At 43.7% G+C, this 14,131-nt stretch carries 15 protein-coding genes; 5 read left to right on the top strand and 10 right to left on the bottom strand.

All coding sequences use genetic code 11. The features are described 5' to 3' along the window. Positions 1–8: 8 nt before the first annotated feature. The 5 genes from hpf to mgtE all read left to right on the top strand — a co-directional run bounded on the left by hpf (position 9) and on the right by mgtE (position 3,420). Complete coding sequence (gene hpf / locus AVL57_RS03855) at positions 9–296, top strand: ribosome hibernation promoting factor (protein WP_013785361.1); 288 nt, start codon at positions 9–11, stop codon at positions 294–296. An 8-nt stretch (positions 297–304) separates the two neighbouring features. Beyond that, the gene (gene ptsN, locus AVL57_RS03850; protein ID WP_057793759.1) at positions 305–751 is read left to right on the top strand and encodes a PTS IIA-like nitrogen regulatory protein PtsN; all 447 of its coding nucleotides are present in this window, start codon (positions 305–307) and stop codon (positions 749–751) included. Positions 752–785: 34 nt separating this feature from the next. Beyond that, positions 786–1,631 (top strand): RNase adapter RapZ, encoded by an 846-nt coding sequence (rapZ, locus tag AVL57_RS03845; RefSeq protein ID WP_041453031.1) that lies wholly within the window; start codon positions 786–788, stop codon positions 1,629–1,631. Beyond that, positions 1,631–1,903, top strand: coding sequence for an HPr family phosphocarrier protein (locus AVL57_RS03840; protein WP_013785364.1), 273 nt, complete (start codon positions 1,631–1,633; stop codon positions 1,901–1,903). Before rapZ ends, AVL57_RS03840 begins: the two co-directional genes overlap by 1 nt. Positions 1,904–2,061: 158 nt before the next feature. Then, a complete protein-coding gene (gene mgtE / locus AVL57_RS03835) occupies positions 2,062–3,420 on the top strand; it encodes a magnesium transporter (RefSeq protein ID WP_057793761.1) in 1,359 nt (452 codons plus the stop codon). 37 nt (positions 3,421–3,457) lie between these two features. Here the strand turns inward: mgtE and AVL57_RS03830 are convergent, their stop codons facing one another. The 10 genes from AVL57_RS03830 to AVL57_RS03785 form a co-directional block, all read right to left on the bottom strand. Beyond that, on the bottom strand, positions 3,458–5,476 hold the full coding sequence (locus tag AVL57_RS03830; protein WP_138118111.1) for a cache domain-containing protein: 2,019 nt from the start codon (positions 5,474–5,476) through the stop codon (positions 3,458–3,460). A 181-nt stretch (positions 5,477–5,657) separates the two neighbouring features. Then, entirely contained in the window at positions 5,658–6,557 is a 900-nt protein-coding gene (locus AVL57_RS03825; protein WP_057793763.1) for an AraC family transcriptional regulator, read from the bottom strand. Positions 6,558–6,715: 158 nt separating this feature from the next. Then, positions 6,716–7,069 (bottom strand): tRNA-binding protein, encoded by a 354-nt coding sequence (locus AVL57_RS03820; RefSeq protein WP_057793766.1) that lies wholly within the window; start codon positions 7,067–7,069, stop codon positions 6,716–6,718. 136 nt (positions 7,070–7,205) lie between these two features. Then, complete coding sequence (locus AVL57_RS03815; RefSeq protein ID WP_082604968.1) at positions 7,206–7,661, bottom strand: ClpXP protease specificity-enhancing factor; 456 nt, start codon at positions 7,659–7,661, stop codon at positions 7,206–7,208. Beyond that, the gene (sspA, locus tag AVL57_RS03810) at positions 7,658–8,290 is read right to left on the bottom strand and encodes a stringent starvation protein SspA (protein ID WP_013785368.1); all 633 of its coding nucleotides are present in this window, start codon (positions 8,288–8,290) and stop codon (positions 7,658–7,660) included. Before sspA ends, AVL57_RS03815 begins: the two co-directional genes overlap by 4 nt. A 109-nt stretch (positions 8,291–8,399) precedes the next feature. Continuing rightward, on the bottom strand, positions 8,400–9,134 hold the full coding sequence (locus AVL57_RS03805) for a cytochrome c1 (RefSeq protein WP_057793768.1): 735 nt from the start codon (positions 9,132–9,134) through the stop codon (positions 8,400–8,402). After that, positions 9,134–10,396 carry a cytochrome b gene (locus AVL57_RS03800; protein WP_013785370.1) on the bottom strand — a complete coding sequence of 421 codons (1,263 nt, stop codon included), beginning with the start codon at positions 10,394–10,396 and terminating at the stop codon, positions 9,134–9,136. The genes AVL57_RS03805 and AVL57_RS03800 overlap by 1 nt, the downstream gene beginning before the upstream one ends. Before the next feature lies 1 nt (position 10,397). After that, positions 10,398–11,030 carry a ubiquinol-cytochrome c reductase iron-sulfur subunit gene (petA, locus tag AVL57_RS03795; RefSeq protein WP_013785371.1) on the bottom strand — a complete coding sequence of 211 codons (633 nt, stop codon included), beginning with the start codon at positions 11,028–11,030 and terminating at the stop codon, positions 10,398–10,400. Between the two features lie 350 nt (positions 11,031–11,380). Beyond that, positions 11,381–12,904: an amidohydrolase gene (locus AVL57_RS03790; RefSeq protein WP_231751161.1), complete on the bottom strand. Its 1,524-nt coding sequence runs from the start codon at positions 12,902–12,904 to the stop codon at positions 11,381–11,383. Then, entirely contained in the window at positions 12,901–14,109 is a 1,209-nt protein-coding gene (locus tag AVL57_RS03785; protein WP_057793772.1) for a M14 family metallopeptidase, read from the bottom strand. The genes AVL57_RS03790 and AVL57_RS03785 overlap by 4 nt, the downstream gene beginning before the upstream one ends. Positions 14,110–14,131 lie beyond the last annotated feature (22 nt).

Here is a 14,131-nt window from a genome sequence, read left to right as displayed (position 1 = left end):
GACGAAATATGCAAATCAACCTTACCGGTCATCATGTCGAAATTACTGACTCTTTGCGTAGCTATGTCGATACTAAGTTCAGCAAACTAGAGCGTCACTTTGACCACATATCTAATGTGCATGTCATCCTGAACGTCGAAAAACTCAATCAAAAAGCCGAAGCCACCATGCACCTTAGCGGCGCAGAAGTGTTTGCTTCATCTCATAATACAGACATGTATGCGGCGATAGATAGCATGATCGACAAGCTCGACAGGCAAGTTATCAAGCATAAGGAAAAGCTGAAAAAGCACTAAATATTAGTATGGAAATTCAAGCCATAGTAAGTTTGGACCGCACCGAGTGTGCGGTTCAATGTAATAGTAAAAAACGTATTTTAGAGATTATTAGCGACATTGCCGCTAAAAATAATCCCGACATCGATCAGGCCACAGTGTTAGCTAGCCTACTTGCCCGTGAACGAATGGGAAGTACGGGTATTGGCAATGGCATTGCATTGCCTCACGGTCGATTACCGGGTTTAGAACACGTTATCGCCATTATTGTAACCAGTAACCCTGCCATCGATTTTGATGCGCTTGACGATCAACCCGTAGATATATTCTTTGCCTTGTTAGTGCCTGAAGAGAAAACAGAAGGTCACTTACAAACACTTGCTACCGTTGCCGGTAAACTAAGTGATAAAGAAACGGTGAAAGCCATTAGGCGGGCCTCCACCAGTGACGACATTATTACGGCTTTAAGCCAATAAAGCACAGCACCATATTTTAAAGGGAGAAATGCAGGTGAAACTGATTATTATCAGTGGTCGATCCGGTTCAGGAAAATCAGTTGCGCTACGTGCCCTTGAAGACTTAGGCTACTATTGCGTAGATAATATTCCGGTTAACCTTCTCCCTACCCTTACCCATACTGTGGTTGATGAATATGACCAAGTCGCGGTAAGTATTGATGTAAGAAACCTGCCAAAAAATCCAGCCGACTTGGTAGAGATTTTAGATTACCTACCCTCGTCTTGGTCTATGACCATTGTGTATATCGACGCCAGCGACGATGTGCTGGTGAAGCGTTTCAGTGAAACACGCCGACTTCACCCGTTAGCCAAGCTCAACAAATCCTTATCTGAGTCGATAAAAGCCGAATCAGATTTACTTGCGCCTATTGTTGAGCGCGCCGATTTGTATATTGATACAGATAAGCTCACCATTCATCAACTCGCAGAACTTATTCGCGAGCGAATTCTAGGTAAGAAAAGCTCTCGTTTGGTATTGGTGTTTGAATCGTTTGGCTTCAAGCACGGCATACCTAAAGATGCCGACTATGTATTTGACGCCCGCTTTCTACCCAACCCCCATTGGGAACCAGATTTAAAGCACTTAACTGGCTTAGACGCTCCTGTAGAAGTGTTTTTGGGCTCTCAGCCTGTTGTGACAAAATTTATTTGGCAAATTCAGAACTTAATAACCACATGGCTGCCACATTTGGAACGCAATAACCGTAGTTATGTCACCATTGCGATTGGGTGTACTGGCGGTCAGCACCGCTCAGTATTTATTGCGCAATCGTTAGCGAAAACCTTTGGCGAAATGCACCCAGATGTTCAAATTCGCCACCGCGAGTTAAACCAGTAATGACTATTGAAAAAACACTTACTATCGTCAATAAGTTGGGCTTACATGCCCGCGCCGCCACCCAGTTGGTTCAATTAGCCAATCAATTTGACGCTAAAATCGTGCTGGTTAAAGGCGATAAGAAAGCCGATGCGAACAGTGTGTTGGGCTTAATGATGCTAGAAAGCCACCAAGGTGAACAGGTGAACGTAGTGGTTGAAGGGAATGATGCTGAAGCAGCACTAAACGCCATTGAAACCTTAATTGAAGGCCGTTTTAACGAAGACGAATAATACTACACTTGCCTGTGTTACGACTTTCTGAATAAAGCCGCTTATAATTTCATCATATAACCCGTAATTGTCTGTCCCCGCTGCGCTTTTGTCATGACAGCGTCATGGCAAGTGCGATATCCTATCGTTATAAAGAATTCCATTTTTAGGCAAAAGCAGTGGCAGAAGCGCTGGTCTCAAAATACGTACAAAGCCAACTCAGGGCACTTAATGGCGCGTTAATTAACGGCCAATTTGTTTCTGTACGTAAGCTTCTGCTGGAATTACCCCCTTCTGATGTTGCACATATTCTCGAATCTAGCCCAAGCCGCACCCGTGACGAACTATGGGAGCTTATTGATGGTGACTTCCACGGTGATATTCTAGAAGAACTTTCTGACGACGTACGTAACGGTATCATCACCAAGATGCTGCCTGCCAACGTAGTAGACGCGTTAGAAGAAATGGATACCGATGACTTAGCGGTTACCCTTAGCAGCCTTCCAGAACCAGTGCTGCAAGATATTCTTGATTCAATGGATGCACAAGACAGACTCAGAGCTGAACAAGCGCTGTCATACGGTGAAGAGACTGCTGGGTTCATCATGAATACCGACACCATCACTCTTCGCCCTGACGTGACCATTGATGTTGTACTTCGTTATATTCGCCTTAAAGGCGAATTACCTGAAAACACCGATACCTTTTATGTAGTGAATCGAACTGATAATTTAGTCGGTATCGTTCCGGTTACGCGATTACTTACCGCAGAAACCGAAGCCAAGGTATCGGATGTAATGGATGAAGAGTCTGAAGCCATTCCTGTTCATATGCCAGATGATGAAGTTGCCAGCTTGTTCGAACGTTATAATTGGCTATCAGCCCCGGTGGTTGATGAAAAACACCGTCTAGTCGGCCGAATTACTATTGATGACGTGGTTGATATTATTCGTGAAGACGCTGAGCATTCCATGATGAGTATGGCGGGTTTAGACGATGACGAAGATACCTTTGCCCCCGTACTTCAAAGTACCAAGCGACGCTCAGTATGGCTGGCTGTAAACCTGGTTACCGCGCTAATGGCAGCCATGGTAAGTGATTTATTTGAAGCCACATTAAGCCAACTAGCTGTACTAGCCATACTCAATACCATAGTGCCTAGTATGGGCGGCGTAGCAGGTAACCAAACACTTACCCTCGTTATTCGTGGTATGGCACTTGGGCACGTTAATGCCAACAACTCCCGCTGGTTAATCAGCAAAGAGATATCTATTGGTTTCTTAAACGGTGCGATTTGGGCAATCTTAATTGCTTCGGTAATAGCGCTTTGGAAACAAGACTACATGCTAGGCATCATTATCGCCTTTGCCATGTTGGTTAATATGATAGCCGCAGCAATGGCAGGCGCTACCTTGCCACTCATCATGAAACGTTTGAAAATAGACCCTGCGCTAGCCGGAAGCGTAATACTCACTACCATTACTGATGTAGTGGGTATATTTGCATTCTTAGGTACTGCGACCCTGTTTTTAATGTAACGCCGCGACAATCGCTTACAGGTTGCTTTAAGGTTATTTAGCTTGGCATCATGATGAAGGCCACCACATCATTTCGATAATCACCGGTTGTTTTATATTCTCTATACCCTTTAGACGCAGCAACACCTATTGCGTATTTCTTCCCTTGGTAATTTATAATTCGAGAGTCTTCCTCACCATTAGCTAAGCCTAAAAGAGATGGTTCTATCTCGATAACCTCCCCAACGTGTTGAGGGCAACCTTCTGTAGAAGAAATGATCATGCCGTCACGCTGACAAAACATGCCAAAACAGCCCATCAAAGTATGCCCGCTTTCATCTTTTGGTAACGAATCGTTTAACATTTCACTAAATTGTGGAGCGCTGTCAAACACAATGCCTATCCCGCCCACAACACTATTTTGTTTTAGACTGGTAATTGACGCGTTATAGATGTAAGTGTGCTTATTATCGTACTGCGGGCTCGGAACGAATCTCGACACCGAATATTCTTGTGAATCCGTACAATTTAACGCATCTATGGCGCCACTGTGCGGATCAACTTTGTCTCCAACCACTGACGCATGTTCTTTGTTAGATACCGCGATAATAATGCCATTTTTATCATAAACGTATAAATTGGTGTAAACCGTATAGAGGTCATTAATGTAACGAAGAATATCTGAAATTTTTTGTTGAGCATCAGGCGTTACGGTAGGAAGTTGCAAATGCTGTCGGAACGCAGTGGTAAGCGCCCACCAACGACAATCGTTCGCTCTCTCGTATAGGTTTCGATCCATAATATCTACCGCTAAACTGGCGCAAAATCTAACATCACCAAGACGTGCGCTGATCACGGTAGATTGTAGGTTATCGATAGAATTAGAAAAAATTAACGCTATGCTCTCGCCGGTCGATTTGATCTCAGAAAGTACCGGCATGAATTCAACAGCATTGTTGCGCGCTGCAGCAATAATACCATTCAATACCACTAAACTCAGATCGTCATTGATTAACATCGATGTTTTGAATATTTGCTTCAATTCATCGGAAAAGAGTTTTGAATTAAGTAACTGACAAGAGTCTGTTTGAAGTTGCACGGTATCATTTGAATGCTTGAAAGCATTATTTAATGGCGTCATAGCTACACCCTGCCATGATAAGCCTTTAAAACCCTGGTATCCCTTGGTTGCCGACGTTGTGGATATAAAGCTATTGTGTTTCATAGTGACTAAGTCAGGAGAACCACACTTAGGTATTTTTTCACCAATTTTGAATTTTTGTGGATGGCTAGTCGCCATGACTTCTCTGTTTTCAGACACAATCATAATGCTGCTAGCGGCACGTTCAGATTGCAAGTTCTTAAAAATAGACTGCATTTCATCGTCGAATTTAAAGCATAAACAAAGAACACCTAGGGTTCTTGCATCCTTCTCGTTACTTTCCCTAATCGCGCATGAATAAATTAATGCATTGCGCTTATGGGGTTGAAGATCTGAATAACGAAAGGTTTCTGTATAGTCATCTTTAGACGATAAGGTTTTCGAAATTAGAGGGTCTTCGCTAAATTCAATTGGACTATCACTGTCCAAATTAGCCTTTACCCGCCCCTGCGTATCGAGAAGAAGAATTTCATCGTATACACTGTATTTTTTTACGTATTCCTCTAGACGATAGCGAATATTGTTAATGTCTTCAGATTGCGAGTCAGTGTTGAGCAAGAAAGCTCGGATATCATCATCAGTTGCCAGAAAGCCTACATCGGCAGTACGTTCAAACAAATTTCTGATAAGAATATCGATAGCGACTTGAGATTTATTATGATCATCAGCCAAACGTTTCAACAAGTGCTCTTTCATCAGGTTTTGAATGAGCCGACCCTGTAACTCAGAGAATTTCTCTTTGGTGCTAAGCATTTCTTCTAAAATGCTATCTGACACATTATGGCTATTGATTTTACCTATAAGCGAGATTTTGCCCCACCAATGGTTCAAATCATCAAACCTATCGTTGTAGCTGTTAATCAGAGGAATAGCCGCTTGTAATTTTTGTCGGTTATTTAAAAGTAATTGTTCCACTACTGCACTGCCTATTATTTTTATTTTATGACAAATAGTTTTTGTGCTTGAAGAACGAAATTTCTTTTACAATTTTGTGGTTAGTCGTAAATGTTGCTTTTGACTTAACAAGGTGTAATGCACTTATTTACCATCCCAATATATTTGCGACAATGCAATACAATCGGCTTACACCTTTAGTTTAATACTCAAGCAATCCTGCGGGTATTTGCCTACCTTGGCTCCATCGCTTGGGTGATTGTCCGTACAAACGTTTGAACTCTCGGCTAAATTGAGATGAGCTCACGTAACCCACGTCCATCGCGGCTTCATTCACGTTCATACCACCTACAATTTTCATTGCTGCCGTATTCAATCGCATAGACTTTATAAATTGAATTGGCGACATGCTTGTCGCTTGTTTAAACTTGCGATGGAATACCGCCCTGCTCATGCCCACCTGCGATGCCATATCCTCGATGGTGACCGTTTCATCTAAACGCGTTGATAAATAGTCGATGGCGCGAGCAATTTCATTGCCTACCCCAAATGCGCGTCTTGCCGATTCCCCAGCCCCCCCTTTCAATATGGCGTAATAGACTTCGCGAAGGCGACTGTCGCCAAGTACAGCGGTATCCGCCGTATTTTGGCTTAACTGCAATAATCGCATTAGCGCTTCAGCAAAGTCATTGTCCCAATCAGACAATGCAATACTTGGCGGAAACTTAGCCCCTTTTGATTGTCTTTGCATGCCGCAAGCCCGCTCTACTTCCATGGTAAGCTCGGTCATCACACGAGTATCAAGGGAAATGAATACTCCCAACAGTGGATTGTCGGGTGACGCGCTAGGTGTGCCCGCCTCTACAGGCATAGACATGCTGCAGCACATGTATTGGTCAGTGCCATAGACATAAGACTTCCCATCTAGTATCGCCTCCTTGGTACCACTGACAATTGCCACTACTGTAGGCTCGTATACCGCAGGCGCACAACGAACCCCTTCGGTCACTCTGAATAGTTGCACACCTTTAACACCGGTTTCAAATAAGCCATCTTTGGTAAGCTTATTCTCGATGAGCGTTTTAATTTCTTGTTTGAACATTATGCTGGCACCAAAAGACAGATATAAAACAATAACGATACAAATAGGCATATTTTAGCAGATTACACTGCCATAAATAAGACCACTTGATACTTAGTGATTATTTTAGCACAAAGAGTTTCGCCCCTGATACGGGTAAAGATACCGAGTTCTTCTAACTAACCTGCTCTACTACCGTTGGGCATTGGTGTTTCAGGCATGGCCAAACAAGGCGTTAAATTATCAGCGTAGCCAATATCGAACAACATACCTTGGGATACTTCGCCCGCCATTTTTTGCTCGGGTAAATTCACGACAAACAGCGCTTGCTTGCCTTTAATCTCTAAAGGGTTTTCACGCTCTTGTTTAATACCCGCAAGAATTGAGCGTTGATGATCACCAAAATCTACAGCGAGCTTCATCAGCTTTTTAGACTTTTCCACGTCAGCAACATTGATAATAGTACCTACACGAATATCCAGCTTTTCAAAATCACTGAACTCAATAAGATCTTTAATAGGGGCGTTTTGCATAAGTTCACTTTCAAACTAGTTAATGTTAATAACTATATTAGTAAACTGGGAAAGTAACAGAAAAAGTAGCGAGCTACATATTTGAATGGTAAAGAATAAGCTGACTTCCTGCTAAGGCAGCAGAAAGTCAGAATGCTTATTTAATAACTTTTAAGGTAGGCTTTCCCTTTTTAGGGGGAACGGGTGCATCTATATTATCAGACGCGTCGACGTCTTCAATAGAAGCAGGCCCAGTGGCTTGAGGTTCAGATGGCTTACTTGTTTTGGCCATCTCCTCTTCGGTAGCAAATACAGTACCAGCGCCATTTTCACGAGCATAAATCGCCATAATGGCTTCGCTAGGCATGCTTAACCTTCTTGGTTGGCCACCAAAACGAGCTTGAAAAGAAAGCCCGGTTAGGTCCAATGAGAAGTTCACACACGCACTAGGCGACACGTTTAAAACGATTTGCCCGTCCTTAACAAACTCTAAAGGCACTTCCACCATTTCATTGGTTGCATCAACAACAATGTATGGGGTGAGATCGTTGTCCACTATCCATTCGTAAAAGGCCCTTAATAGGTAGGGCTGATTAGACGTCATAGATGTCATAGTGGGTTGTGGATCTCGCGCTCTTGATCGGTTAACGATGCTTTAAATGAACTGCGAGAGAAGATACGGTTCATGTATGCATTAATTTCTTTACTACCTGCGCCATTAAGCTCAATACCTAAAGCAGGTAAGCGCCATAATAACGGAGCAAGATAACAATCAACTAAGCTGAATTCTTCGCTCATGAAGTAAGGCAATTCACCAAATACAGGTGCTAATGCAAGTAGCGCTTCACGTAAGTCGTTACGCGCAGCTTCAACGTTACCTTCACCACGGAAGATACGAGCTGCTAACGAATACCAGTCTTGCTCGATGCGGTGCATCATAAGACGGCTTTGGCCACGAGATACCGGATAAACTGGCATAAGTGGTGGATGCGGGAAACGCTCATCAAGGTATTCCATGATGATATGCGATTTATAAAGCACCAGTTCACGATCAACAAGAGTTGGAACGGTTCCGTAAGGGTTTAACTCCAACAGATCCTCTGACAGATTGCTAGGATCTGTGTAGCTTATTTCAACACCCACACCTTTTTCTGCCAACACAATACGCACCTGATGGCTGTAAATATCAATTGTGTCAGAGAACAACGTCATAATAGAACGTTTATTCGCGGCTACGGCCATTCAATTTCCTCCGTCGAGAAACTAGTTATGCCCACTAAATCGGGCGAAATTCAAATACTAAAAAAGGGGGCGAGAAGCCCCCTTTGCTATTATACATAATTCTGTGCGATTAGTGCACTTCTCGCCAGTATTCTTTCTTCAGCAAGTAAACAAATACAAACAGTACGGCAATGAAGATAAGAACCCATTTACCAATACGGTGTGAATCTAGCTTAGCTGGCTCACCGGTATACTCTAAGAAGTTAACAATATCGGCAACGGCTTGGTCGTACTCATCTGGAGACATTGAACCTGTACCATCAGATTTAATACCTACATATTGTTCAACCATTTCGCCGTCGACCATAACTTCTTCGTGCATTTCAGTTGGTGTACCTTGCAAAGGTTGAAGCACATGCGGCATACCCACTTCTGGGAATACTTTGTTGTTCACTCCAAATGGACGGCTCTCATCTACGTAGAAAGAACGTAGGTAAGTATAAATCCAATCTTCACCACGAACACGAGCGACAAGCGTTAAGTCTGGTGGCGCAGCACCAAACCAACCTGCAGCTGCATCTTCAGGCATTGCACGAGTAATATAATCAGCAACCTTCTCGCCAGTGAACTGAAGGTTTTCAGTTCCTAGCTCGTCAGGGATACCTAAATCGGCAAACGTACGCTGGTAACGCTGATACTTCATTGAGTGACAACCTAAGCAGTAGTTCATGAACAACTGCGCACCACGTTGCAACGAGGCCTTGTCGGTTAGGTCGATAGGTGCCTTATCAAGATGCACACTACCACCAGCGGCTAACGCTACACCCGGTAGAAAAAATGCTAAAAAGCACATCAATTTTTTCATTAGGCAATCCTCTCTGGTACAGGCTTAGTTTTCTCGTTACGGCTGTATAGGAACAACAACACGAAGAAACCAAAGTACATAACAGTCGCGATTTGCGACGCAACAATCTTCCAGTTTTCTTGAGGTGTAGCACCTAAGTAACCTAAGAAAACGAACACAATTGCGAACACAATAAGGTTTACTGTGTGTAAACCACAACGATAGCGCCACGATTTAACACGACCGCGATCTATCCATGGTAAAGCGAACAAGGCTGCAATAGCACCAAACATAGCAAGTACACCAATTAACTTATCAGGTACGGCCTTAAGAATGGCGTAGAACGGCGTGAAGTACCAAACAGGGAAGATATGTTCAGGTGTTTTCAACGGGTTCGCAATTTCAAAGTTAGGATGCTCAAGGAACTTGCCGCCCATTTCAGGTGCGAAGAACAAGATATACGTGAACAAAGCTAAGAAAATACAGAACGCTACTAAGTCTTTCAGCACCATGTGCGGGAAGAATGGCAAGATGTCATCAGCGATATCATACTTGCTAGTGTAGTACTCATGAATTTGGAACTTAGTCTTTTCTGACTCAGGTAACGAGCCTTTCTTATGCTTAATGGCGATACCGTCTGGGTTGTTTGAACCCACTTCGTGTAGCGCAATAATGTGTAAGAATACCAAAATAACAATAACCAATGGCAATGCAATAACGTGCAATGCGAAGAATCGGTTTAGCGTAGCACCCGAGATAACATAGTCACCTTGTAGCCAGATAACTAAGTCTGGACCTACAACTGGAATCGCACCAAATAGAGATACAATTACCTGTGCCCCCCAATACGACATTTGTCCCCAAGGCAATACATAACCCATGAAGGCTTCAGCCATTAGTGCAAGGTAGATAAACATACCAAACACCCACAGCAATTCACGAGGCTTTTGGTAAGAACCGTAAATCATGCCGCGGAACATATGCAGATATACCACAATGAAGAACGCTGAAGCGCCAGTACTGTGCATATAGCGGATGATCCATCCGTAATCAATTTCACGCATGATGTATTCAACAGACGCGAACGCACCTTCAGAAGTCGGTACGAAGTTCATTGTTAACCAGATTCCAGTAATAATTTGGTTAACTAAAACGATGGTAGCCAAGAATCCAAACACGTACCAAAAGTTCATGTTTTTAGGGGCTGGGTATTGGATGGCGTGCATATTCGCCACACGCATAATTGGAATACGCGCTTCAATCCACTCTAAAAAAGCATTCATATTACACAGCCTCCGCTTCTGAGCCGAGGATGATATTTGTATCATCAACGAACTGATAAGGCGGTACAACAAGGTTTAATGGCGCAGGTACGTTTTGGAATACACGACCAGCCATATCAAACTTAGAACCGTGACATGGGCAGAAGAAACCATCTGGAACCCCTTCCACTACTTCTTCGAAAGCACCATCTTTAAGGTGCTGCGGTGAGCAACCTAGATGCGTACAAATACCTACTAAGATAAGGTACTCTTCTTTCATAGAACGGAAACGGTTCTGGGCAAACGTAGGTTGTTGCTCTGCTTCAGAGTTAGGATCTTTCAGTTTATCTTCGTGAGTGCTCAATTCTTCAAGAATTTCAGGGGTACGACGAACAATCCATACAGGCTTGCTTCGCCACATCACACGCACTAGCTGTCCAGGTTCAATCCCGCTGATATCTACTTCAACGTCAGCACCGGCCGCTTTCGCTTTGGCACTTGGATTCCAGGACGCAATAAAAGGCACTGCCGCTCCAACAACACCTACACCACCAACTACCGACGTGGCAACGGTCAAGAACCGACGACGGGTGTTGTTTTCTGGCTGGTTGTCATTGTGTGCAGACTCTGTTGCATCTACAGATACATTGCTCATCCACATTTCTCCAGGTTCGGATAATTATGATGTATAACCCTAACTTTTACTGGTTTTATCACGTTAGGATCGCCCATCATATGGCTTGTCATGAAGTTAACTCGAAGGCACTTATGGGCTCATTCGAGAATTCACTAAAGTTTCGTCAAATTTCGACCGCAAATGATAAAAGAAAAGCCCTTATAAACACAAGGTTTTACTGGTATTTAAGCAATAAATTAATCTGGGGTCATCGTTAAGAATTAGTGAGTGATTGGAATAAAATCAAGAATTTGACCGAAATTCGGCCAAATCTCTTAGTAATATTACAAGATTGTTATAAACCTTTGACGCTGTAGTACGAAAATATTCTACTTACGATAATCGAGTGCTGGTGCTCTCTGCCCAAGCATGGATTCATAGTTCAACGTACTTTTTCGTTGCCGAAACTCTTGCTTTGCTTTACTAATATTTTTAGGTTCAGCAAAAAGCGATATCGCGGTTTGTGTGAGTACCTCGCTGGCCAAGTACATGCCTTTGTAACCAATATCAGTACCACTCATTGCTGACGCCTGCCATGTATGAGGCGGAGTTCCTTTTACCCAGGTGGCGCTTGATAGTCCCACGGTAGGCACTTGCCAACTCACATCACCTACATCAGTTGATGCCGACCAAACAGTAATCTTTTCATCAAAGGGCTCTGGTGTGCTGTGAGCATTGTGATTAAAGGTTTGTTCGCGAGTGCTACTTATTTCGCTAGCAAACTGCTGCTCACTTTTGGTCAAAATAATCGGCGGTGCGGCTTCAATATGCTTGTGCATTAGTTTTGATAAGGTCACATTAGGTAATACATTCCACACCCCTCCTGTGACTTCCCAATCAACACGGGTTTCAGTGCCAAGTGCTGCGCCTTTAGCCGCCTTTTCTAATCTTTCCCATAGTGATAACACCACAGAAGGCTGCGCTGAACGCACGTAATAATACACTTCGGCGAAATCCGGCACTACGTTGGGCGCTTTTCCGCCGTTAGTGATGACATAGTGAATTCGCGTCCCGTCTGGTACATGCTCACGCATTAAATTTACCATCATGTTCATGGCTTCTGCGCCATCTAATGCCGAGCGCCCTTTATCTGGCGCTGCGGCAGCATGAGCAGCTACACCGTAAAAACGAAACTTACCGCTCTTATTGGCCAGCGAAGATGAGGGTGAAGACGTCGTGCTATCTGAAGGATGCCAATGTAATGCAACATCTACATCTTCAAATATGCCGGCCTTAACCAGATAAACTTTCCCTGAGCCCCCTTCTTCAGCAGGTGCGCCAAAAACCTTCAGAGAACCTTGATTTGGATGGGTATCGAGATAATCAGCCAAGCTAAGCGCAGCGCCTATTACCCCACCGGCAAACAAGTTGTGTCCACAAGCATGACCAGAATGAACATGTCCGTTAGTGCTAATCGGCTGCTTGTCAGACGTATTTAAGACCCCCATGCTGGGTAGGGCATCCATTTCGGCAAGTAAGCCAATAACAGGCTTGTTATCGGCTTTATTGTCTTGGCCAGTTGGGCTGTACTGCGCGATAAATGCGGTAGGCATTCCTGCAACACCGGCCGTGACTTTGAAGCCACGTTCAATCAGCGTCTGTTGCATTAATGCGCTGCTATTATGCTCTAGAAAACCCAGTTCAGGTTTTTCCCACATGGTTTTAGCGATGTGCTTCATTGTGCTTTGGTGAGCAAACGTAACCGCGCCTTTAGAGTCTATAGCCGAAATATCGGTTTGCTCAACGCTCTGAGCCTTAACAGCGCCCACAACACTAATGGAGGATATGAGCACTGCAATAGCAAGTTTATCACGAAGGGCTGTCGGTTTAATTGTACATAAATGCATCATCATTGCTCACAACTTGCTGCTTCGCCTGCACATGCTTTAATATAAAATGCCTCAGCAGGGGTGGCAATTAACGTATCGATAAGCGTATTGGCAGCATGTTTAGCAACGTAGCGAGTTTTTTCATTTGGTTCATTATCACCGACTTCATAGGTAACGCCATGCACGTGATAAACATCAGCAAAAAACTGTTTAAATACCCCCTTCCCTGGCGAAGTGCCAGGTTTATCTACGACTTTAAACACGCCTTTTGTTTGCGTTTGCAAGTCGGCTAACCAGTCTACAACCATGTTGCTAGGGGCAATACTTTCATCTACAGGAATGGTATAAAAAACATTGTTGTGGGTAGAGTGAAAGTCCATGCCCATTACAATTTTCCCGCCAGCATCCGTTATTTTATCCAGATACTTTTTCACTGCTCTGGTCTCTGGTTGAGAGAATACATTCCAATCGCGGTTTAGGTCTTTATGGCCAAGGCTATGTCGCCAATGACCATTAGCGACACCATCAGGGTTTATGTTTGGCACTACCAACACATTAAAGCGCGACAAAAACGCACTGGTTTCAAACGTAGTGGTTAAGAATTGATTTAGAAAAGAGAACATAGCTACTGCGCCTGTTACTTCCGGTGGGTGTTGGCGACCAATGAAAATAACCCACTCTGTGTTTTCTGGCTTTTCTAAAGTAAATGCAGAAAGCGTGCGGCCTTCGGTAGATTTACCAATCGTAAACGGCTTAATGGCAAAGTCTTGCTCTGCTTGTTGTAGCCAGTTTGTGTAAACAGAATTTGGAATAGGACGCTGAGCTGCCACATATAGTGGCCGTTTTGATACAGGTAAAGATAGGGTCATGCCCTGCTCAGCGGTATCAAACGCGGTTATCTTCCAGCTTTTTTGATCGTAACTCACTTTAGGTAAATACCTTGGCGTATAACCGTCAAAGGTAAGTACTACGTCTACTTTTTCTGCTTGTTTCGACGATGAATCACCTGCTGCTGTAACGCTAAAGTAATACCAAGGGCTAGGATTTATAGGCTTATCTTCTGGTAAGAAGCTCAATACATAGGTGCCGTTTTCGTCGACTTCACAGGAATCTAACTTACCGGCTTCAAAATCTGCAGAAAAAGTAACGCCTTCGAATTCACACGCCAATGCAACAGGGGAAGCAAGAAGGGAGGCAAACCCCAGTGCAATGAAAAATAATCGAAACATGATATCTCCATGAAATAAGCGC

Origin of the sequence: Alteromonas stellipolaris, from assembly GCF_001562115.1 — a bacterium.
In the GTDB taxonomy this organism is placed as follows: Bacteria; Pseudomonadota; Gammaproteobacteria; order Enterobacterales; family Alteromonadaceae; genus Alteromonas; species Alteromonas stellipolaris.
The sequence above is the reverse complement of the archived record's forward strand: the minus strand, read 5'-3'. Positions and strand labels throughout refer to the sequence as shown.

What these genes read in the sequence shown, in the direction of transcription:
- ptsN (WP_057793759.1), top strand. Translation starts at nt 305, where the DNA reads ATGGAAATTCAAGCCATAGTAAGTTTGGACCGCACCGAGTGTGCGGTT.
- AVL57_RS03800 (WP_013785370.1), bottom strand. Translation starts at nt 10,396, where the DNA reads ATGAATGCTTTTTTAGAGTGGATTGAAGCGCGTATTCCAATTATGCGT.
- sspA (WP_013785368.1), bottom strand. Translation starts at nt 8,290, where the DNA reads ATGGCCGTAGCCGCGAATAAACGTTCTATTATGACGTTGTTCTCTGAC.
- AVL57_RS03820 (WP_057793766.1), bottom strand. Translation starts at nt 7,069, where the DNA reads ATGCAAAACGCCCCTATTAAAGATCTTATTGAGTTCAGTGATTTTGAA.
- hpf (WP_013785361.1), top strand. Translation starts at nt 9, where the DNA reads ATGCAAATCAACCTTACCGGTCATCATGTCGAAATTACTGACTCTTTG.
- petA (WP_013785371.1), bottom strand. Translation starts at nt 11,030, where the DNA reads ATGAGCAATGTATCTGTAGATGCAACAGAGTCTGCACACAATGACAAC.
- AVL57_RS03805 (WP_057793768.1), bottom strand. Translation starts at nt 9,134, where the DNA reads ATGAAAAAATTGATGTGCTTTTTAGCATTTTTTCTACCGGGTGTAGCG.
- AVL57_RS03815 (WP_082604968.1), bottom strand. Translation starts at nt 7,661, where the DNA reads ATGACATCTATGACGTCTAATCAGCCCTACCTATTAAGGGCCTTTTAC.
- AVL57_RS03785 (WP_057793772.1), bottom strand. Translation starts at nt 14,109, where the DNA reads ATGTTTCGATTATTTTTCATTGCACTGGGGTTTGCCTCCCTTCTTGCT.
- AVL57_RS03840 (WP_013785364.1), top strand. Translation starts at nt 1,631, where the DNA reads ATGACTATTGAAAAAACACTTACTATCGTCAATAAGTTGGGCTTACAT.
- AVL57_RS03790 (WP_231751161.1), bottom strand. Translation starts at nt 12,904, where the DNA reads ATGATGATGCATTTATGTACAATTAAACCGACAGCCCTTCGTGATAAA.
- AVL57_RS03825 (WP_057793763.1), bottom strand. Translation starts at nt 6,557, where the DNA reads ATGTTCAAACAAGAAATTAAAACGCTCATCGAGAATAAGCTTACCAAA.